This is a genomic window from Bacillus cereus group sp. Bce041 (assembly GCF_052646455.1).
The window spans coordinates 119,778-141,700 of record NZ_JBQXON010000004.1; the positions used below are offsets into that span (position 1 = coordinate 119,778).

Sequence of the window (21,923 nt, forward strand, 5' to 3'; positions counted from 1 at the left end):
TTGTCTTTTTATATGATTTGTGCTGCCTCCTGTTCAGAACATGAAATAGGAGGCTTTTTTATGTCGACAAATGTAGTAACGAAACAAAACAATGGGGTATCACAAGTATTAAAAAATCGGTTTGTACAAGGGATTTTAGCATCAGCATTATTTTTACAAATAGGAATATGGGTTCGAAACTTTGCGGTATTACTATATGTAATGGAAATGACAAAAGGTGATGCTTTTGCTATTTCTATGATTTCAGTTGCTGAATTCGCTCCAATTTTTATTTTTTCATTTATTGGCGGTACCTTTGCTGATAGGTGGAAGCCAAAGAAGACAATGATATGGTGTGAAACGTTAAGTTCCATTTCAGTATTCGCTGTATTAATTACGCTTATGTTTGGAACGTGGAAAATTGTGTTTTTTGTGACACTCATCTCTGCAATCCTTTCACAGTTTTCACAACCATCTGGAATGAAGTTGTTTAAACAACATTTATCAACGGAACAAATTCAATTAGCGATGTCTATATATCAAACGATATTTGCAATATTTATGGTATTAGGACCAATTCTAGGGACATTTATCTTTCATAGTTTTGGAATTTATATTTCAATCATCATAACAGGTATCTCGTTTTTACTTGCGGCAGTTGTATTGTTATTTCTTCCGAAAGATCTTGAAAACGACGTAGAAAAGAAAGATATCACTCTGCTGCAGGAGATGAAGGATGGTATTAAGTATGTCAAAAAGAAAAAAGCATTAACTTTGCTAGGGCTTTGCTTTATGGCTGCAGGACTAGGTATAGGATTAATTCAACCATTAGGTATATTTATTGTGACTGAGCAGCTAGGATTATCAAAAGAGAGTTTACAGTGGCTACTAACAGTAAATGGTGCGGGAATGATTGTTGGCGGAGCATTAGCAATGGTATTTGCGAAAAATGTTGCTCCGCAAAAGATGTTAATTATCGGTATGCTTGGTCAAGCAATTGGTATTGGCATTATAGGATATTCTACAAATTTATGGGTGACACTTACGGCGCAGCTTTTTAGTGGTTTAGCTCTTCCTTGTATCCAAATTGGTATTAATACGCTTATTATTCAAAATAGCGATACCGATTTTATAGGTCGTGTAAATGGTATTTTAAGTCCGCTTTTTACCGGTTCAATGGTAGTAACGATGAGTATAGCTGGTTCATTAAAAGAGATGTTTTCATTAAGTATGATGTATGAAGGGACGGCTTTACTTTTTATAATTGGATTATTGTTTATTTTACCTATATACAATTTAAAGCCAGTAATAGCGGTAGAAAGTGAAATAAGTGGTAAAGGAAGTGCCGTACAAAATGAATCCTAATCCAAATGTTAAATACCCTATTGAAGGAAATCAAAACGTTCAATTTATAAAAAATATAATAACAAAACCTAATATACTTGTTGGTGACTATTCTTATTTTGATGCAAAAGATGGAGAAACATTTGAAAATCGAGTATTACATCATTATGAATTTCTTGGAGATCGCCTTATTATTGGAAAGTTTTGTTGTATTGCATCTGGAGTTAACTTTATTATGAACGGAGCCAATCATCGGATGGATGGATTTTCGGCATATCCATTTAATATCTTTGGAAATGGGTGGGAGAAGTATACACCTAGTTTGTCTGATTTACCTTATAAAGGTGATACAGTTATAGGAAATGACGTTTGGATTGGTATGGATACAACAATTATGCCCGGAATAAAAATAGGGGATGGTGCAATCATTGCAGCTAAATCTGTTGTGACTAGAGACGTCGCACCATATACAATTGTTGGTGGAAACCCTGCAAATAAAATAAAAGAGAGATTTTCAAATGAAATAATTCAAGAATTATTGCAAATTCAATGGTGGCATTTTGATATTGAAAAAATAACTGAAAATATAGATGTGATTGTACGAGGAGATATTGAACCATTAAGAAAGCTAAAAAGGGAATAAAAAATGCATGACAAAGAGTATCATACCTCCGAATGTTGTTAATGATAATAGAACAAGGAGGTGTGATACTATGGCACAAGACGTTTTATGTGAAGTAAATAACTGTAAATTTTGGGCGAACGGTAATAAATGTAGTGCAGAGGCAATTTACGTAGTAAGTCATAAAGGTAAACATGCATCTACAACGGAAGAAACAGATTGCAAAACTTTCGATCCAGAAGTGTAAATGTTTGAAGGGTAGCCAAATCGTGGTTGCCCTTTTATTAATTATAGTATTGATAATAAATATCATTTTCATTCATTGTTTTTAACTTTTCTTGTTATTTTTTCATATTTTTTTCATAAGTGATGTAATCCAACTCAATTCATGTTCAATTCGTGATTTACTAAATTCAATGACTTCAGTAATAAAAGATGAGGTAACATCTAGAGACTGAATAGCAGTAAGCTGATTATGTAGTACGTTTTGACGTACAGTCAAAATCTCTTTTCTATCCTCATAGTCAAGTTTTTCAAATAGCGCAATACGAACAAGAAATTCTGTATTGTTTGTCGCAAGTTTTTCGGGAAACTCTCGTAACATTTCAGAAAAAATTTCTTCTCCTGTTTCTGTTATATCGTACATATTTCGGTTTGGTTTTCCGACTTGTTTATGTATTTTTTTCGTTATAGCACCCATATTTTCAAAGCGCCGAAGGGCTGGATAAAGCATGTTGTGATTTAATTCGAAATTTTCACCTAAACGATTTTGAACATTTTTTTTAATTTCATATCCATGTTTTGGTCCTGTCGTTAATTCTGCTAGTAGTAAAATGTCAACGTACATAAAAATCCCCCTTATATATTTCTCAAGTTCTCTAATGAAAAATCCCCTTTGGTATATGTTAAAATAACATATGATAGTTTATACAACTTTGGACTGCCGACCTATCACTTTTATTGTAAAAGAAAAGGGAGGAAAGAACTATGGCTTCACCTGAAAATGTTATTTTAGTTCATGAAATTTCAAAGCTAAAAACAAAAGAAGAATTATGGAATCCATATGAATGGTATCGTTTGATGAGGGATAATCACCCAGTTCATTATGATGAAGAGCAGGATGTATGGAATGTTTTTTTATATGATGATGTAAATCGTGTTTTATCAGATTATCGCTTATTTTCAAGTAGAAGGGAGCGCAGACAATTCTCAATCCCTCCTTTAGAAACTAGAATAAATATAAACTCTGCAGATCCACCAGAACATCGCAATGTACGTTCCATTGTTTCTAAGGCATTTACTCCAAGAAGTTTAGAACAGTGGAAACCTCGAATACAGGCTATCGCAGATGAACTTGTACAACATATCGAAAAATGTAGTGAAGTTAATATCGTTGAACAGTTTGCTGCACCTTTACCTGTTACCGTTATTTCCGATTTATTAGGAGTCCCAACAACAGATCGTAAAAAAATTAAAGAATGGTCTGATATTTTATTTATGCCGTATAGTAAAGAAAAGTTTAATGATCTGGATGCCGAGAAAGGGATAGCATTAAATGAATTCAAAGCATACCTTCTACCGATTGTTCAGGAAAAGAGATATCATTTAACAGATGATATCATATCTGATTTAATTCGAGCTGAATATGAAGGCGAAAGATTAACCGATGAGGAAATTGTAACCTTTTCATTAGGTTTACTAGCGGCTGGGAATGAAACCACTACAAATTTAATTATTAATAGCTTTTATTGCTTTTTAGTAGATTCACCTGGAATTTATGAAGAGTTAAGAAAAGAACCTAACTTAATTTCAAAAGCGATTGAGGAAGTATTACGCTATCGCTTTCCTGTTACATTGGCCCGGAGGATTACAGAGGATACAAATATATTTGGTCCTTTAATGAAAAAGGATCAGATGATTGTTGCGTGGGTTAGTGCAGCGAATTTAGACGAGAAAAAATTTTCACAAGCCTCTCAATTTAATGTACTTCGAACAGGAAATGAAAAGCATTTAACCTTTGGGAAAGGTCCTCACTTTTGCTTAGGAGCACCACTTGCACGTTTAGAGGCTGAGATTGCATTAACTACCTTTATAAATACTTTTGAAAAAATAGAACTATCTCCATCTTTCTGTTTAGAAAAATGTATATTGGAAAATGAACAAACATTAAAATACTTACCTATTCGATTGAAAGCTAAATAAAAATCTTAACAAGGTGCATACATTTGCATCTTGTTTTTTGTTTCTCAATTGTGAGTTTTCCGAAATTACCTTAATATGGAATTGTATAAAACGTAGAGGAGGATTCTTATGTTGACTTGTAATGGAAGTAAATCATTTCAAAAGTTTATTAAAGGTGTTACAGATCTTATGGAAAACGGTTTATTTGAAGAAGAAATAGTGTGTGGCATTGAAAAGTTACTAGAAGAACTTTTAGAAAAGAAAACATGGCTTCCGTTAGATAAACAGAAGGCCAATTTGACTCAATATGCACGACATTTATTGTATGAAGATCCGCTCAAACGTTTTGAAGTACTAGCTCTCGTATGGAAAGATGGACAATCTACACCTTTACATGATCATGACGGCACATGGGGAGTAGAAGGCGTTTTTTCAGGAAGGATAATGGTGCAGAACTTTATACAAACGAAACAACTTGGAAATTCACTTGTTTATTTAACACATACAGGGAATCTTTATTTGGGAGAAGGAGAAACTGATAAAGTAATTCCACCAGCAGATTGTCATATTCTTGAAATTAGCACAAATGAAAGCGTTATTACGATTCATGTCTATGGAAAACGGTTAGAAAAGTTTAAAGTATATATCCCAACTGAAGAAAAAAATGTGTACATGTATGAGACAAAATACATTAGTTATAATTCATAGTTTAAAATCCAAAGCTTTTTAAAAAGAAAAGCTTTGGATTTTATTTTTAATTATTTCTTGACCTGAAACGCTTTTCATAAATTATAAATAAGAAGTACCACACGAGGATTGTATGAAAACGATACCTAATAATTAATTAGAACTCGTGTATTTATAGAAAGTGGTGAAGAAATAATGAAATTAATCGCAATTGATTTAGATGGAACTCTTCTTTCAGGGAATAAAATGATAAGTAAAGAAAATGCAGAAGCAATTCGAACATGTCAAGAAGCTGGCCATGTTGTAGCAATTTGTACAGGACGTTCTATTGTTGACATTGAGCGATTATTGTTAGAAGTTAATTTAGAGTGTCCAATCATTGCAGAAAATGGGGCTCTTATATATAAGGATAAAAAAATGATGAAGAGATATCCAATTCAAAATATGCAGGCACTTGAAATTGTAGCATATCTTGAAGAGAATGGTTTATATTATCAGCTTTATACTGATAAAGGTGTGTATGTACCGGATTATGGAGTAGAGAGTGTACGTAATGAAATTGAGTATGTGAAGAATTCAAAAGAAAATTTCGACTTGAAAGAGTTAGAAACAATCGCAGCATTATATCTTGAGCATACAGCGTTTCATAGTGCGGAAAGTTGTAAACCAATTGTAGAAACAGACATACATGTGCATAAACTATTACCATTTTCTTATGATATTGAGAAATTAAAAAAACTAAAAGAAACATTTCTTCATAATACAGATTTAGCAATTACATCTTCATATTGGCACAATTTAGAGATTAATCATCGAGATGCTCAAAAAGGGAATGGATTATATACTTTAGCAGAATATCTTAATATTCCGGTTGAAAACACTGTAGCGATAGGTGATGGACTAAACGATGTTTCTATGATGGAAAAAGCGAATATATCAATTGCAATGGGAAATGCAGTTGAAGAAATAAAAGCAATGTGTAAATACGAAACGTTATCAAATGAAGAACATGGTGTGGCACATGCTTTATATAAATATGTAATGTAATTAAAAAAAGAAAAAAGAATCCAAATGGATTCTTTTTTCTTTTTTATTAGGGGTAAGGTATTCTATGAGATTCATAGAAGCCTTATTACATTTTATTATATAGAATATATTGGAATAAATGTTTATATTTTTCATGGGAAATGTGAATATTTTATGAACTTTATACTTATTGCATGTTTATACCGCTATTAGTAACGTGTATGACTCTCGAGTAAAAATTCAGTGAATGTAAGGAGGAATTCAAGTTATCTAGATAATAAGTGAGGAATCAACGAAATATATACTAATTAAAGGTATATTCAGTATATATATTCTTTTCTTGTTTTAATTGAAAAATAAAATTTGTTCGAATAATTATTCTACAGCTATATACCTACACTAGCTTTCTTCGTATAATGGAGAAGTATGAATTTTAGATTTGTATTAATTTTACATATTGAGGTGAAAAAGGAATGAATTCGCGGCTAATGGAACTTATTGATGTGAGTACAATAGAAACCATGGCAGAACAATTTTATAAATTAACTAACATATCACATCAACTTCTTGATGCTGAAAAAGAGTGTGTTTTTTCATTCGGAATGAATGAGATAAAAAAGAGTAAACTTCCAAAGATTGAAATCCCCATTTTCTTATACAATCAACATTTAGGATCTTTTGTTGTATGGTCCAAAAAAAGTGAAATTTTCAGTTGTCAAAAATACTTTGAAATGCTCTCAAGTTTAATTTTAGATAGTGCAATAAAAGTATTTCAAAGTAAAAATACAACGTTGCTTTCTCAGGAAGAGGAGGAACTACATACGATTTTACAAAACATGCCTGTTATGGTCGATGCGCTTGATTATAATGGAGATTTTGTTTTGTGGAATCGAGAATGCGAAATTGTAACAGGTTATACCGCTGAAGAAATAATTGGAAATCCCAATGCACTGCAATTATTGTATCCTGATCATAATTATCGCCATCAAATACAAAAGAAATTTTTAACTTGTGGAAAAAATTTCAGAGATTGGGAAATGCACTTAACATGTAAAAATGGTGAAATCAAAACAATAATGTGGTCGAATATATCAGAACAGTTTCCTGTAACAGGATATAGTTATTGGGCTGTTGGTGTAGATATTACACATTTAAAAGCGATAGAAGAGCAGTTAAAACAACAAACATCTGAACTGGAATTAATTTTTAAAGCTTTACCAGATTTATGTTTCTTAACAGAAGATGATGGCACAATTATAGATTACAAGGCAGGATCTCCTACAAAGTTTTACGTACCCGCAGAAGCTTTTATGGGAAAAAAGTTTTACGAAGTATTACCAACGTCAGTAGCACAGCAGTTTCAGGAATCCATTAATCAAGTGAAGGAAAAAGGAACGAATGTAATTGTAGAATATCCACTCACACTTAATGGAAGTATTGATTTCTTTGAGGCTAGGTGCTTACCATTATTACATGATAAAATTATGATTATTGTACGCGACATTACAGAGCGAAAAAAGACAGAAGAATTGCTAAATAAATCAGATACGCTTGCAGCAATTGGTCAATTAGCAGCTGGCGTGGCTCATGAAGTAAGAAATCCTTTAACTGTAATTAAAGGTTTTATACAGTTATTTCAAATTAATAAAGAAGATCAAGAAAAATATTTTGATCTTATGCTCTCTGAAATTGAAAGGATAGAAGCGATCCTGCAAGAATTTCTGGCAATTGCTAAAACAGATGAGATAAATACAGAAAAGAAAAATATTTATCAAATTTTTAAAAATGTCGTATCGTTAATGAATACAAAAGCAATTATGACAAATATTCAAGTTGAACTATTTACGGATGACAAAGATATAATTATTGAATGCTCAGAAAATCAATTGAAACAAGTATTTATTAATATTTTGCAAAATTCAATCGAAGCTATGCCAAATGGTGGGGAAATTTCAATTCACATAAAAGAAATAAATGATGATGGTGTCATCATTCATGTAATAGATGAAGGAATAGGAATACCTGAAGAAAGAATTAAGAGATTAGGTGAACCTTTTTATAGTACGAAAGAAAAAGGGACTGGTATTGGATTAATGTTAAGTTATAAAATTATTGAAAGTCATCAAGGGACAATTAGTATCATGAGCGAGGTTGGTGTCGGGACAACAGTAACTATTTACTTACCGAAAGTACTAAGTAAACAATCTCTTTCTAATTGTGACGACAAATGTATAGCAATACGCACTAGTAGTAATTCTTAAATCAATTAATACCCAATAACAAAGCGATTAGTGAAAACTAAGCTTTTTGTTATTGGGTATTTTTTATATTTAATTTAGTAAACTTTACCTTTTCTTTACCTTTGTTTTAATTTCTATTAAGTTTTAAACATTATATTAATATTTGTACAAAGCAATGTATAGAAATTGTACATTACTTTTAATATAGAAATGTGATTATTATTTGAAATATTGTAAGGAGGAGATTATGACAAGGTGAAAAAGCAAGAGAAGAAAAGTGGTAGAGTAGTACCTCTCCGGTTAAATATTTTATTCCTTTGTGTATTTTTTTTATTTTCTGGCATTATTATTCAGTTAGGGAAAGTGCAAATTTTTGATGGAGAAACATATAAAAATGAAGTAGAGAAGAGAGAAAATGCAACCGTGGGCCTTTCTGTACCACGTGGGAAAATATTTGATCGTGAAGGAAATCCAGTAGTTGATAATAAGTCTTTACGTACGATTACATATACAAAGGTGAAAGGTGTAAAACAAGAAGAAATATTAAAATCAGCAAGACAACTTGCAGATATTATTGAAATGCCGCAAGAAGATATAGATAAGTTAACTGAGACTGATAAGAAAGACTTTTGGATGCAATTAAATCCAGAACTTGCTCAAGACTTAGTATCAAAAAAAGAAATAGATAAGTTCCGAGATAAGGATATTACCGGAAAAGAGCTAGACAAAAAAATAGAAGATTTAAAAAGGAAACGCGTTACAGATAAAAATCTTCAAGAACTAACGGCTAAAGATATAGAAGTGTTAGCTATTAAAAGTAAAATGACCTCAGGTTTTCAAATGGCACCTCAAATTATTAAAAAGGACGTTAGTGAACAGGAATATGCGGTGATTAGTGAAAATTTAGCGAACCTTCCAGGAGTAGACGCATCAGTTGATTGGGAGAGAATCTATGTAAATGATGGATTATTCCGTTCTGTCCTTGGTAACGTTTCAAATGCTGATGAAGGATTGCCACGTGAACGATTAGATTATTATTTAGTGCGTGATTATAGCCGAAATGATAGGGTCGGCAAAAGTTATATCGAACAGCAATACGAAGATGTACTTCATGGTACAAAAAAAGAAGTAAGAAGCATTGCTGATAAACAAGGAAATACTATTAGAACGGAAACGGTTTCGGAAGGGAAAAGCGGTAAAAATTTAACTTTAACAATAGATATGGAATTGCAAAAAAAAGTAGAGGAGAGCATAGAAAAAATATTAAAACAATATAAAGGATCAGAATCAATGTTAGACCGTGCTTTCGTAGTAATGATGAATCCGAAAAATGGCCAAGTATTATCGATGGCTGGGAAAAGGCTTGTAGAAAAAGACGGGAAAATGGAAGTTGAAGATTATGCTTTAGGCACGCTGACAAGTTCATATGAGCTTGGATCAACGGTTAAAGGTGCGACAGTGTTAACAGGGTTTGAAACAAATGCAATAACTCCTGGAACACATTTTTATGATGCACCTATGAAATTTAAAGGAACTAAGGAAAAGAAGTCTTGGAAAAATTTTGGTGATATAGACGATCTAAGAGCGTTACAAGTTTCTTCAAACGTTTATATGTTTAATATAGCATTAAAAATTGCTGGCGTGGGTTATGTGAAAAATAGTTCACTAGATATTAAACAAGAATATTTTGATAAAATGAGGTATTATTTCAGGCAATTTGGACTAGGCGTACAAACTGGTATTGATTTACCAAATGAAACCGCAGGACAAATTGGAAGAAAAGATAATCAGCCTGGTTTCTTATTAGATTATTCTATTGGACAATATGATACGTATACACCACTTCAGCTTGCACAATATATTTCGACTATCGCAAATGGAGGGTATCGAATGAAACCACAAATTGTTCAAGAGATTAGAGAACAAACCGTTCAAAAAGATGAGGTTGGTAAAGTAGTACAATCAATAGAACCCGTTGTTTTAAATAGAATCGATATGAAACAAGAATATATTAATCAAGTAAAAGAAGGATTTAGAAAAGTATTTCAAGAGGGAGATGGAACGGGAGTAAGAGCATTCCAAAAAGCACCATATAAACCAGCTGGTAAAACAGGGACCGCACAAACTGTATATGGTGGAGAAAATGAAATTGGGCGAAATGCGAAAGGTGATCGTAGAGAATGTTATAACTTAACATTGGCTGGATATGCGCCATATGATGATCCAGAAGTAGCATTTTCTGTTGTAGTACCATGGGTTGAAAATGATAAATCGGGCATTAACTCCGATATTGGAAAAGAAGTTTTAGATGCTTATTTTGATTTGAAAAATAAGAGATTAACTGGTGAAGCGCCAAAAACAGATGCCTCTAAAGAGAATTAAAATGTACGAAACGTCTCTAGCATTCCTGTAAACTAGAGGCGTTTTTATCTGGGAATAGATTAGAAATGGGGTATATATGAAGCTGTTTATTCTAAAATATTGGAGGAACATATGTAGCTACATATTCATTATAATAGGGGTTATTTTTATTAATAAGTCCTTTTTATTTTGTATGGTAGAAGGAATTTCGATGCAACCTACTTTGAATGAAAAAGATTATATACTTGTTAATAAGGTAAACGTCTGTTTATCGTCTTTTCATCATGGAGATGTTGTCATTATAAAAAAAGAAGACGCGCCTACTTACTATGTGAAACGAATTATTGGATTATCGGGGGATAACATACAACTAAAAGAGGATGAGGTATTTATTAACGGTAAAAAGCGTGATGAGTCGTATATACATTTAGATATGTCACAAGTATCCAATCGTTTTTCAAATTTTAGAGAAATAAAAGTTCCTACGCATAAATTATTTGTGTTAGGTGATAATCGTAATCATAGTAAAGATAGTAGGAATACACTTGGACTTATTGATGAATCAAATATAATAGGTAAAGTAGAAATGGTATTTTATCCATTTGATCATATAAAATGGATAAAATAATTCTATTAACGATTCACATTTTATAAAATAAATCATATATTGATAGCATAGGACAAGCAGAAACGCTTGTTCTAACCTCACAGAACACTCCTTATCACGGTTAGGCATCTACATAGGTAGATGCTTTTTTTATGTTGATGACTGAAAATTATTTATCAATATAATGTAGCAAGCATATTAGGACTATTAGGGGAAGATTACTTGTACAAATAACAGTATGCTTAATTAAAACAGTGAAATGTAAGGAGTGAGGAATAAGTGCTAAATATTTTAGTAGTTAATTTTCCAGCAGAGGGGCATGTAAACCCTACATTAAATTTAGTAAAAGCCTTTACTGAACGAGGGGATAACGTACATTATATTACAACGGCAAACTTTAAGGATAGAATTGAAGATTTAGGAGCTACTGTACATACTCATCCGGATCTATTAAAAGAGATTTCTATTGATGCTGAAACCTCATCTGGGTTAAATGCTTTCTTTCATGTGCATGTTCAAACTTCTTTATATATATTAGAAATTACGAAACAATTATATGAAAGTATAAATTTTGATTTCGTAATTTATGATATATTTGGCGCAGGAGAGTTAGTAAAGGAATATTTACAAGTTCCAGGTGTAGTGTCCTCACCTATATTTTTAATTCCGCCAGAATTTTTGAAGACATTACCTTTTCATCCAAATGCAGATATGCCATTTCAACCAGAGGAAATCTCTGAAAAATTACTAAATCAGATGGAACATAAATTTGGAGTAAAACCAAAGAATAATCTTCAATTTATGAATAATAAGGGTGATGTTTGTCTCGTATACACAAGTCGTTATTTCCAACCTAATAGCGAATCGTTCGGGGAAAATAACATTTTTATTGGACCGAGTATTTCAAAGCGTAAAACAAATATAAAGTTTCCACTGGAATCACTTAAAGAAAAGAAAGTTATTTATATTTCAATGGGAACACTGCTTGAAGGACTCGAACCATTCTTTAATACTTGTATTGATACTTTTTCAGATTTTGATGGGATAGTTGTAATGGCAATTGGTGATAGAAATGATATTTCTAAAATTAAGGAAGCACCAGATAATTTTATAATTGCTCCATACGTACCTCAATCAGAAATATTAAATGAAGCAGATGTTTTTATTACACATGGTGGTATGAATAGTGTACACGATGCCATTCATTATAATGTCCCATTTGTAATAATACCGCATGATAAAGATCAGCCAATGATAGCGCAAAGATTAACTGAGCTTGAAGCGGCACATAGACTATTGAAAGAACATGTTAATGTACACACTTTAAAAGAGGCCGTAACAGATGTACTTTCAAATGAAAAGTATAAATATGGTATAAGAAAACTTAATGATAGCTTTTTAGAATGTGGTGGTTCAAAAGAAGCGATTGCAGTTATTGAATCTCTTTTAAATAAAGTAAAACTTTAATTGGTGGGGCTTTACTGCCTGCAAATAGCGGGATAAATAGTCGTAACTGTATACAAGCATAGAGGTTCTCACCTTTATGCTTGTGTATTCTTATCCAGCAAATTGTACAGCAGTATTTGCATGTAAAAAAGCAGTATCAAAAACGGGAACAGTAAGATCATTTTGGGAGATGAGTAAAGGTATTTCAGTGCAGCCTAATAATATACCTTCAGCACCGTTTTGAATTAATGATTTTGTAATTTGTAATAACCTTTTTTTAGATGTTTCTGAAATGATCCCTCTACTTAATTCATCTAATATGACATGGTGGATAAAAGTTCTTTCCTCGTCATTTGGGATAATTGTCTCAATGTTATATTTCGCTAATCGTGATTTATAGAAATCTTGCTCCATCGTTTGTTTTGTTCCTAATAGTCCGATACGTTTTATATTCTGTTCTACCATTTCTTTAGCACTTACATCACCAATGTGAAGAAGCGGGATAGATATTGCTTGTTCTACCTCCTCGGCAAATAGATGTACAGTATTTGAACACATTAATAAACATTCAGCCCCAGATTTTTCAACTTTCTTTGCAACTGTAACTAGTTCATTTTTCACTTCTTCATATTGATGGTTTTGTAATAAAGTAGTTACTTCACCAAAGTCCATACTATATAAAATTAGCTTCGCATTTTGATCGTATTGAGAGAGTGTAAGTGTATTAATATGTTTATAGTATAATGATGTAGATTCCCAACTTAATCCTCCAATCAAACCAATAACTTTCATAATGCATTCCTCCCGAAACGATTTTGAATTCATTATTTCATAATTCCGATAAGAATACAATGATTTAAACGTGCTATTTAATAAAAAATAAAAATAGTAAGAAAAGTGTTGAAATTTACATTCTTTAGTGCCATAATACGAATTACAAATTAATACTTATCCAGAGAGGTGGAGGGAACGGCCCTAAGAAACCTCAGCAACCCCTATGCAATTTTATAGGAAGGTGCTAATTCCGCAGAGGACACGATGTGTTTTTTGAAAGATAAGAGGATTCTTGAAAGTGAAAGAAAGTGACCTCTTATGTAAGAGGTCATTTTTTTGTTGTATAGAAAGGGAGTGTCGATGCATAATTCATTTTTAAATTAAATATAGAGTAATAAAAGTTGACTAATATGAGAGGGGAATTGTCATGAATAAATTATCAACAAAGTTAGTAGTAGCAATCGGTATTGGAGCAGCATTATACGGGATATTAGGACTTTGGGGATTTTCTATTGCACCGAATACATTTATTAAACCAGCATTAGCTATATTAACTGTTTTTGGAGCATTATTTGGTCCAGTGGCAGGACTGTTAATCGGACTTATCGGTCATACCGTAACAGATACGATTGCTGGATGGGGTATTTGGTGGGGATGGGTTATTAGTTCAGGAATTATTGGTTTTTCAATGGGGCTTATTCAAAAAAGAGTTGGTTTTAGTGTGAAAAACGGGTCGTTTAACAAGGGGGATATTTCTTATTTAGCAATTACTGGGCTAGTTGGTATTGTCATTGCTATTATATTTGCTGGGGCATTCGATATTATTGTGATGGGAGAACCATTTGACAAAATTGTTATACAAGTATTAGGAGCAACAATTTCCGATGTCATCGTTTTCTTAGTACTTGGATTGCCACTTACAATTGGTTTGGCGAAATCCAATAAGAAACATACACATTTAAAAATTGAAAAGTAGGGATGTTAACATGCAACCAATTATTTCGTTTGAACAATTCACCTTTCAATATGGGCATGCTGCGCAGCCTACTTTAAGTGATATTACCTTTCATATATACCCTGGGGAAAAAGTGCTAATTGCTGGACGAAGTGGTTCAGGAAAGTCGACATTAGCTCATTGTATAAATGGGCTAATCCCATTTTCTTACGAAGGGAATAGCACAGGTAACGTTTTAATTGCCGGTAAAGACCCAAGGGAAGGAAGTATTTTTGAACAAAGTAAACAGGTAGGAACAATTTTACAAGATCAAGATGCTCAATTTATTGGTCTGACAGTAGAAGAAGATGTAGCTTTTTATTTAGAAAATGAATGTGTAAAGCAAGATAACATGAAAAAGATTGTTTCGGACTCATTAAGAAAGGTGAAGATGCATACGTTTCATAAACAAAGTCCACATGAATTATCAGGAGGCCAAAAGCAAACAGTTTCTCTTGCTGGTTTATTAACAACAAATGCGGATATATTATTGTTCGATGAACCATTAGCGAACTTAGATCCACTAAGCGCCATACATACGATAGAACTTATGAAAGATATACATGAGCAGTATAATAAAACGATTGTTATTATCGAACATAGGATAGAAGAAATTTTAAAACTGGATTTAGACAAAGTTATATTAATTGATGAAGGTAAAGTCATTGCGATGGGAACACCAAAAGAAATCTTAGCGTCAAATATATTACCACGTATTGGCTTAAGAGAGCCTATTTACATCGAAGCATTAAAGAGATTACATTTTGATCGTAATAATGACGTAATATATCCAATGGAAAACCTTCAAAAAGAAAAGGTAAGCAACGTTATAAAAGAGTGGATGGAGAAACAAGTCATATTAGAAAGGAATGCTAAAAACAAGGAATTACTTAAAGTGGAGAATTTATCATTTTCATACCCTAATAAACAAAAAGTATTAGAAAATGTAAACCTTTTAATATATGAAGGAGAAATTGTGGCACTGTTAGGACATAATGGAGCAGGGAAATCAACATTAGCTCATAGTCTTATAGGTATAAACAAAATGAAAAATGGGAAAATTGCGTTAAAAGGTGAAGATATTAGTTCTTGGTCTATTCGTAAACGTGGGGAAATCATATCTTACGTGATGCAAAATCCAAATCATATGATTACACAGCCTACTGTTTTTGAAGAAGTTTCATTTACATTAACATTACATAATTTTTCTAAGGAAGAAATTAAGAATAAAGTAGAAGGGATTTTAAAAATTTGTGGTTTATATCCATTTCGTAATTGGCCAATTCAAGCACTAAGCTATGGGCAAAAAAAGAGACTAACAATCGCATCTGTATTAACAACAAATCCTAAGCTTATCATATTAGATGAACCGACAGCGGGACAAGATTATTATCATTATAAACAATTTATGTCGTTTATTAAAAACCTAGCTAAAAAGGGAATTTCATTTGTTGTTATCACTCACGATATGAATCTCGCGCTAGAATATACAGACCGTGCAGTAGTTCTACATGAAGGGAAAATTATTGCGGATAATACAGTGTTTGATGTATTAGGCGATCAAGAAACGTTACAAAGAGCCAACTTAAGAGAGAGTTCTTTAACCAAGCTTATTAAATTTAGTGGGATTGCATGTCCAGAAAAATTTATGGAGCTTTATTTAGACAGTAATAGGAGGGAGGAAGGTGCATAGTACATATTTTCATCGTATGGATGGGGTAGTGAAATTGTTTTTATTTATTTTTTGTATGACGCTTACTTTTTTGTTTTTTGATTTTCGGGTGTTGCTAATATTATTTATTATTGGGTGTATCGGACTCAGCATTGCTAAAATTCCATTTCGTAAAATTTTAATTGTTTTTAGTGTCATATTTACATTTAGTTTATTAAACTCTGTCATGATTTTATTTATTACACCAACTCATGGATCTGAATTAACTGAATCATATACCGCGTTTTTACATGTTGGATATGCAACGATTACATATGAAACATTATTTTATGCAGCTACACTTTCATTAAAGTATTTTACGTTATTACCATTTACACTTCTTTTTATTTACACGACAGATCCAAGCGAATTTGTAAGTAGCTTAAGTAAACTTGGTATTCATTATAAGATTACATATGCAATAAATATTGCACTACGTTATATTCCTGACATCCAGTCTGAGTATAAAATTATTAAACACGCGCAAGAAGCGAGAGGAGTGGCTTTTGAAAAAGGAGAAGCAAGTTTATGGGTTCGTATGAAGAACCGTGTTTTAATTTTCTGGCCACTAATCATTCATTCTCTAGAAAGAATAGATACGGTTTCAAATGCAATGGATTTAAGAGGATTTGGAAAGAAGGATAAACGTACATGGTTTTATACAAGTAAGGCGAAACGTGAAGATTTCATCGCTTTATTTGCCGGTATTTTCATATTTATTGTTGCGGTATATTTAAAATTAAACGTATTTCAAAACTTTTGGTATCCATTTTAAAGCACTCTTTAAACGAGTGCTTTTACTTATTTTTATGTAGACATGCTCAAAAAAGGGATATATACATAATGTATAATACGAACCAGTTAAAATGATCAACTACCTATTAGTTTTCAAACCAAAAGGAGGAGAAAATATGAGTTACGGTGGTTCTTGTGGTTTTGGTGGAGGTTTCGCTTTACTAGTTGTGTTATTCATTCTATTAATAATTGTAGGATGCAGCTGCTGGGGCGGAGGATACTAATTTTTAATTAGTCTTCACAAATGTAAACTAAAAAAACATTGAAGATACTTATGTATCGAAACAAATAAAAAAGGAGCAACTATGCTCCTTTTTTATTTGTTTAAATGCGTATTCTCACTATATTTCGGGAACGTAATCGTTAAAGTCGTTCCTTTACTAACGATACTTCGGATTTTTAAACTTCCATGCATCGTCTCAATAATCTTAACAGCAACCATTGTACCTAAACCAGTTCCTTTTGTTTTTGTACTAAAATACGGTTCACCGAATCGATGTATTTGCTCCTGTGACATTCCAACTCCGCTATCTTCAATTCGTATTTCAACTTTACTATTATTGATAGATGAGGAAATATTTAAGGTACCACCATTAGGCATTGCTTCAATACTGTTTTTTATTAAGTTTAAAAAACATTGTTGAAAGTGCTGTTTATTACCAACAATGGTTGCCTCAGAAAAATCCTGTGTAATATGTATCGTATTCATATTACACAATGGCAATATCATATTAATAACTCGATTTAACTCTTGTTTTACTGAAATTTGATCTAATTTTTCTGGAGCAGGTTTGGCAAACGTTAAGTAATCATCGATAATTTCTTGGGCACGATTTAACTCTTCAAGTATATGTTTAATATATTCGTCTCTTGATTCAGGAGTTAAATTTTGTGTTTTTAAAAGCTGTGTAAATCCTTTTACAACCGTTAAGGGATTCCTTACTTCGTGCGATATACTTGCAGCGAGTTGGCTAACAATCTCCATTTTTTCCATTTTAATTAATTTAGAGCGCATTAATACAGCATCCTTTATAACTTCATTTATATAAACAATAAATAACATTAAAGTAGTCGGTAATACCATGAAATAAATAATATACAAATTATTCACTTCAAAATCTGATAAAGTTAATACAATTAAAGTTGTAAATATTGCTAGGAAAAAGGTTAAAAACATGGAAAAAGCTACTTTAAGTTTTCTATTATATGTATTAAATTTTGAAGATGCGAGTGCTGTAACGATGAACATTATTCCGTAAACAACGACTGTTAGCATATTAAATCCATAAAATATAAATCTTGTAATTAATAAAATTGTAAACAATATGATACCGACAGGGAATCCACCATAAAGCGTAGCTATTATGACCGGAATTTGTCTTAAATCATGAATACAACTTTCATCCATATAGATAGGGTATCGCATACATAAAATAAGCGGAATACTAGAACAAAGGGTAATCAGTAGTATTTTATATTTCTTTAAATAGTGCCGGCTATCATATATGAAATAAAAAACAAATATACTACATAGAATGTATAGAAGATTATTTAACACGTTTTGATTAATATAAACAAAGTCCATAATATTTGCCTCGTTATTCTGAATTTACTTAACATATGTATTATACATGATAACATATGTTAAAGTGAATAAACCTTGTTAATACAAGATTTGTTTGGCTTTTTGATATAAAATGCAAACATTCTGCAAACGTTAGCTATCCAAAGATATTTTCACCAAAATTTTTTACTCCTTCTTCCTGCATGCTCGGTAAAACATGAGAATAAATCCTAAGAGTTAATGAATACACGGAGATTTCAAAGAGTTGTAGACAAGTTTTCCAATTGGGATACAGCTGAAGAATTGTGTAAGGCAGTGAGGGATAAAAAAGAAATAATTCCAGTAAGGGTTTATTTGGGAAGTGGCTTTAAAACTGATGTTGTCGAGTACATGCGGTAGTAAAAGGGAGATGGACATTTGAAAAAAGTAGAAATTGATGTTGGTAGCAACAAACTTTTAATAGTGAAGGGCGGAAATGTAACAGTAGTCAATCCACCAATGAGTGGATTTGGTGAGCAAGTCGCGGTTTGGATAAACGGTAAAGTTGATCGTGTAGATGTGAAGTGAAAATCGTAATAAAAAAGAGCCATGAGTGGAAAGGCTCATAGCTCTTTGTATAAGGGTAATAATTTTATAGGTAAATATTATCATGTAATTCCAAAAAAATCAATTTCAGTAAATTGATTGGTATTTGATTTGGATTTTATAGAAAGAGAGCAGCTAACAACAGCTAGCGGCTCGGCAGGTTCTGTAAGACAAAACAGAAAAGAATATTAACAGAATATAGAGGTTTATCCTGGTTGTTTGAACGTAGTTAAAGAAAGAATATCACATACTATCAATGTTAATAAAAACTATCTGTGGCTTTCATTTCTTTATTTTATTCACAAATAGTTCCAGTAGCTATTCCGGTTGGAGCGACACCTACTGGGATAGTAGTGATAATAGTATTCGTAGCAATATCAATAACGGAAACAGTATTACTAGCTTGATTTGTAACATATGCTCGAGTGCCATCAGGTATGATGGTTACTTGATCAGGAGATAAACCAACAGAAATTGTATCAATTACAGTATTTGTCGCCACATTTATTACAGATACATTATTACTAACTTTATTTACAACGTAAATAAGATTTCCACCCGGTGTAATATCTATACCAACAGGTTCGATACCTACGTTAATTGTATTAATAACTGCATTGGTAGCGGTGTTAATAACAGAAACAGTATTGCTGTTTTGATTTGTGACATAAGCACGAGTACCATCTAGTGTGAAGACGATTATTCTAGGACGAATACCGACAGGAATGGTAGCGATAACTGCATTGGTAGCAGTATTAATAACAGAAATTGTGTTGCTTAATTCGTTTGCAACATATGCAAAGGTCCCATTTGGTGAAACAGTGATTCCTTGTGGAGCGAGGCCAACAGGAATGGTAGCGATAACTGCATTGGTAGCTGCATTAATAACAGAAACAGTATTATTACCATGATTTCCAACATAAACAGTTGTGTTATCTGGAGAAACAGCTACACCGATTGGATCAGTTCCAACGGGAATGGTAGCGATAACAGTATTCGAAGCAGTATCAATAACGGAAACGGTATCAGAAAAAATATTAGTAACATAGGCACGAGCTCCATTTGGTGAAACCGTTACTTCAAGTGGTGCATTACCTACAGTAATTGTATCAACTACTATATTTGTTCCGGTGTTAATTACAGATACTGTATCATTTGTAGGGTCATCTATGAGTCCTGCATTTGTAGCATATACTAGGAAATTACATGCAGGTCCGGTTGGCCCAGTAGGTCCGGTCGGTCCAGTAGGTCCCGGTGGACAATCACAATCTCCGGTAGGTCCCGGTGGTCCTTCCGGCCCTTGGATTCCTTGCACACCTTGAGGTCCAGTGGCTCCTGGTGGTCCTTCCGGCCCTTGAATTCCTGGCACACCCTGAAGTCCAGTGGCTCCTGGTGGTCCTTCCGGCCCTTGAATTCCTTGTACACCCTGAGGTCCAGTGGGCCCTTCCGGTCCTTCCGGTCCTTGAATCCCTTGGATACCCTGAGGCCCAGTAGGTCCCGGTGGTCCAGGAATTCCCATTCCGGTCCCTGAACCAGTAGGCCCAGGTGGTCCTGGTGGTCCTTGAATCCCTTGTACACCTTGAGGTCCTTCCGGTCCTTCTGGTCCTTCCGGCCCCTGAATTCCTTGCACACCTTGAGAACCCTGAGCGCCTCTAGGTCCAGGAAATCCTCTAGGTCCAGGGGGGCTCCAGTCGGCCCCGGTGTTCCGATGTTACTTAATAGCGAACTATTTAAGATTCCTTGTAAAATTAAGTTGAATGTTTGCTGTAATAAGGGGTCCGATATATTTGAACAACTTATAAGTGAAGACAAGCTTTGGAATAGAAATTGGAATAATGCTGAGATTTGAGTGAGAGATGCGGTAGGTAAAGAATTAATTAATTGATTTATAGTTCTTATAACTAAATTTCTATTTGGTGTATTTGGTTGTACTGCTATTAATAAATCATTTAATGCCTGTAATGCTGATTGGAGTATTTGTATAGTTGTTGGATTTGATGTTGTGAAAAAAGAAAGGATGGCTTGATTTAATTGATTTATTATTTGCAATAATTCTTGTTGTTGAGCATTCGAGAAAAAAACAGGTGTACAGCAATTACTTTGATCGCAAGGGGATATAGAAACAAAGCAGGGTTGCTGAAATTTATCACATGAATTTGATTTTCGATTATATCTCATAAATACCTCCTTTAAAAAAATTAAATGTTAAGTAATTTTTGGTAAATTATTAGCAACTGAATTTGTAGGTATATGTTTAATTGAAATGTTTTTTCCTTCAAAGTATATGCCAATAAAATTGAGGTGTTCATATGGGGGATATAGCCAATACTTGGTTGCTAGGAGGAAATTGTAATCATAGGAAAGGAAATGAAGGTTACAAAGTTTATAGAAAAACGATTGTATTAAAAAAAAGCGTTATTGTAATAAAAGTTGAAGTTTATTAAAAAGAAGGAATGAAGGAAGTTGTAAAAGATTTTGAAAGATCCATAAAAAAAGAATTCAGTCAAACTCAGAATTCTTCTACACGTATTTTTATTTGTTAATCCATTTAGAAATAATAGGATAATGAAAGTCCTTTTCTTGTAGCACATATAAAATTCCTTTTATAGGTCCAAAAATTAACAAGAGAAACAGTATTAGATATAAAGGAGCTACCCCGAAAATAATCAAAGTGTTATTTGAAGCCAAGTCTAAATTAGACCAAAATAGCATTAAGATTCTTATTATGAAAAGATTCCAAATTACTGTAATTATCCAAATGAATAGTTGGTAAAAAACAGCTTCAAGGATATTTTTCCGAATGTTTTGTGGTTTACATACAAAATAGAAAACCAAAGGTATATAAAAAATTGTGACACTAAAGAAAATAAGAATAAAAAAAGATAATAATGTAAGAAAATGCATAATTAATTTTATGTTCTTTTCTTGAGTTAGGATCATTAAGGTCCTCCTATATTTATGAGATTTGTTGTGCCTATTAAAATATGTACTGTTGGTAATTATAACA

At 32.6% G+C, this 21,923-nt stretch carries 19 protein-coding genes, 1 pseudogene and 1 riboswitch; of the genes and pseudogenes, 15 read left to right on the top strand and 5 right to left on the bottom strand.

Annotation, left to right across the window (positions count from 1 at the left end; genetic code table 11):
* Nucleotides 1-60 precede the first annotated feature (60 nt).
* The 3 genes from ACUN13_RS14805 (at nt 61) to ACUN13_RS14815 (ending at nt 2,192) form a co-directional block, all read left to right on the top strand.
* The gene (locus tag ACUN13_RS14805) at nt 61-1,344 is read left to right on the top strand and encodes an MFS transporter (protein WP_000106396.1); all 1,284 of its coding nucleotides are present in this window, start codon (nt 61-63) and stop codon (nt 1,342-1,344) included.
* A complete protein-coding gene (locus ACUN13_RS14810; protein ID WP_001069244.1) occupies nt 1,334-1,966 on the top strand; it encodes a Vat family streptogramin A O-acetyltransferase in 633 nt (210 codons plus the stop codon). Before ACUN13_RS14805 ends, ACUN13_RS14810 begins: the two co-directional genes overlap by 11 nt.
* Nucleotides 1,967-2,036: 70 nt before the next feature.
* Complete coding sequence (locus ACUN13_RS14815) at nt 2,037-2,192, top strand: DUF1540 domain-containing protein (RefSeq protein WP_000046095.1); 156 nt, start codon at nt 2,037-2,039, stop codon at nt 2,190-2,192.
* Nucleotides 2,193-2,294: 102 nt separating this feature from the next.
* On the opposite strand, the gene ACUN13_RS14820 is transcribed toward ACUN13_RS14815, so the two are convergent.
* Nucleotides 2,295-2,792 (bottom strand): PadR family transcriptional regulator, encoded by a 498-nt coding sequence (locus ACUN13_RS14820; protein WP_000289124.1) that lies wholly within the window; start codon nt 2,790-2,792, stop codon nt 2,295-2,297.
* A gap of 140 nt (nt 2,793-2,932) precedes the next feature.
* Between ACUN13_RS14820 and ACUN13_RS14825 the strand changes: the two genes are divergently transcribed.
* The 7 genes from ACUN13_RS14825 (at nt 2,933) to ACUN13_RS14855 (ending at nt 12,514) form a co-directional block, all read left to right on the top strand.
* The gene (locus ACUN13_RS14825; protein ID WP_000168006.1) at nt 2,933-4,147 is read left to right on the top strand and encodes a cytochrome P450; all 1,215 of its coding nucleotides are present in this window, start codon (nt 2,933-2,935) and stop codon (nt 4,145-4,147) included.
* A 108-nt stretch (nt 4,148-4,255) separates the two neighbouring features.
* Entirely contained in the window at nt 4,256-4,834 is a 579-nt protein-coding gene (locus tag ACUN13_RS14830) for a cysteine dioxygenase family protein (RefSeq protein WP_000954438.1), read from the top strand.
* A 174-nt stretch (nt 4,835-5,008) separates the two neighbouring features.
* A complete protein-coding gene (locus ACUN13_RS14835) occupies nt 5,009-5,860 on the top strand; it encodes a Cof-type HAD-IIB family hydrolase (protein WP_000766391.1) in 852 nt (283 codons plus the stop codon).
* Between the two features lie 452 nt (nt 5,861-6,312).
* Nucleotides 6,313-8,100, top strand: coding sequence for an ATP-binding protein (locus ACUN13_RS14840; protein ID WP_445423873.1), 1,788 nt, complete (start codon nt 6,313-6,315; stop codon nt 8,098-8,100).
* Between the two features lie 234 nt (nt 8,101-8,334).
* The gene (locus ACUN13_RS14845; protein ID WP_071740570.1) at nt 8,335-10,461 is read left to right on the top strand and encodes a peptidoglycan D,D-transpeptidase FtsI family protein; all 2,127 of its coding nucleotides are present in this window, start codon (nt 8,335-8,337) and stop codon (nt 10,459-10,461) included.
* A gap of 76 nt (nt 10,462-10,537) precedes the next feature.
* Nucleotides 10,538-11,068, top strand: coding sequence for a signal peptidase I (gene lepB, locus ACUN13_RS14850; RefSeq protein WP_033666239.1), 531 nt, complete (start codon nt 10,538-10,540; stop codon nt 11,066-11,068).
* Nucleotides 11,069-11,326: 258 nt separating this feature from the next.
* On the top strand, nt 11,327-12,514 hold the full coding sequence (locus tag ACUN13_RS14855) for a macrolide family glycosyltransferase (RefSeq protein WP_000932156.1): 1,188 nt from the start codon (nt 11,327-11,329) through the stop codon (nt 12,512-12,514).
* Between the two features lie 90 nt (nt 12,515-12,604).
* Here ACUN13_RS14855 and ACUN13_RS14860 read toward each other — a convergent pair whose 3' ends face one another.
* Nucleotides 12,605-13,285, bottom strand: coding sequence for an aspartate/glutamate racemase family protein (locus ACUN13_RS14860; RefSeq protein ID WP_000864372.1), 681 nt, complete (start codon nt 13,283-13,285; stop codon nt 12,605-12,607).
* A gap of 153 nt (nt 13,286-13,438) precedes the next feature.
* A riboswitch (SAM riboswitch) is annotated at nt 13,439-13,554 on the top strand.
* Between the two features lie 140 nt (nt 13,555-13,694).
* Between ACUN13_RS14860 and ACUN13_RS14865 the strand changes: the two genes are divergently transcribed.
* From ACUN13_RS14865 to ACUN13_RS14880, 4 genes are all read left to right on the top strand, one after another.
* Nucleotides 13,695-14,243, top strand: coding sequence for an ECF-type riboflavin transporter substrate-binding protein (locus ACUN13_RS14865; protein ID WP_001038210.1), 549 nt, complete (start codon nt 13,695-13,697; stop codon nt 14,241-14,243).
* A 10-nt stretch (nt 14,244-14,253) separates the two neighbouring features.
* Nucleotides 14,254-15,954: an ABC transporter ATP-binding protein gene (locus ACUN13_RS14870; protein ID WP_001182511.1), complete on the top strand. Its 1,701-nt coding sequence runs from the start codon at nt 14,254-14,256 to the stop codon at nt 15,952-15,954.
* A complete protein-coding gene (locus ACUN13_RS14875) occupies nt 15,947-16,747 on the top strand; it encodes an energy-coupling factor transporter transmembrane component T family protein (protein WP_000556372.1) in 801 nt (266 codons plus the stop codon). The genes ACUN13_RS14870 and ACUN13_RS14875 overlap by 8 nt, the downstream gene beginning before the upstream one ends.
* 136 nt (nt 16,748-16,883) lie before the next feature.
* Nucleotides 16,884-16,991 (top strand): YjcZ family sporulation protein, encoded by a 108-nt coding sequence (locus tag ACUN13_RS14880; RefSeq protein WP_000120182.1) that lies wholly within the window; start codon nt 16,884-16,886, stop codon nt 16,989-16,991.
* 92 nt (nt 16,992-17,083) lie between these two features.
* Here the strand turns inward: ACUN13_RS14880 and ACUN13_RS14885 are convergent, their stop codons facing one another.
* The gene (locus tag ACUN13_RS14885) at nt 17,084-18,352 is read right to left on the bottom strand and encodes a LytS/YhcK type 5TM receptor domain-containing protein (protein ID WP_000348330.1); all 1,269 of its coding nucleotides are present in this window, start codon (nt 18,350-18,352) and stop codon (nt 17,084-17,086) included.
* 396 nt (nt 18,353-18,748) lie between these two features.
* Here ACUN13_RS14885 and ACUN13_RS14890 point away from each other — a divergent pair, with 396 nt between their 5' ends.
* The gene (locus ACUN13_RS14890; RefSeq protein ID WP_000754941.1) at nt 18,749-18,898 is read left to right on the top strand and encodes a DUF3954 domain-containing protein; all 150 of its coding nucleotides are present in this window, start codon (nt 18,749-18,751) and stop codon (nt 18,896-18,898) included.
* Nucleotides 18,899-19,211: 313 nt separating this feature from the next.
* Here ACUN13_RS14890 and ACUN13_RS14895 read toward each other — a convergent pair.
* Nucleotides 19,212-21,094 (bottom strand): annotated as a pseudogene (locus ACUN13_RS14895) (YVTN family beta-propeller repeat protein).
* A 354-nt stretch (nt 21,095-21,448) separates the two neighbouring features.
* Nucleotides 21,449-21,856 carry a DUF4870 domain-containing protein gene (locus ACUN13_RS14900; RefSeq protein WP_445423874.1) on the bottom strand — a complete coding sequence of 136 codons (408 nt, stop codon included), beginning with the start codon at nt 21,854-21,856 and terminating at the stop codon, nt 21,449-21,451.
* Nucleotides 21,857-21,923 lie beyond the last annotated feature (67 nt).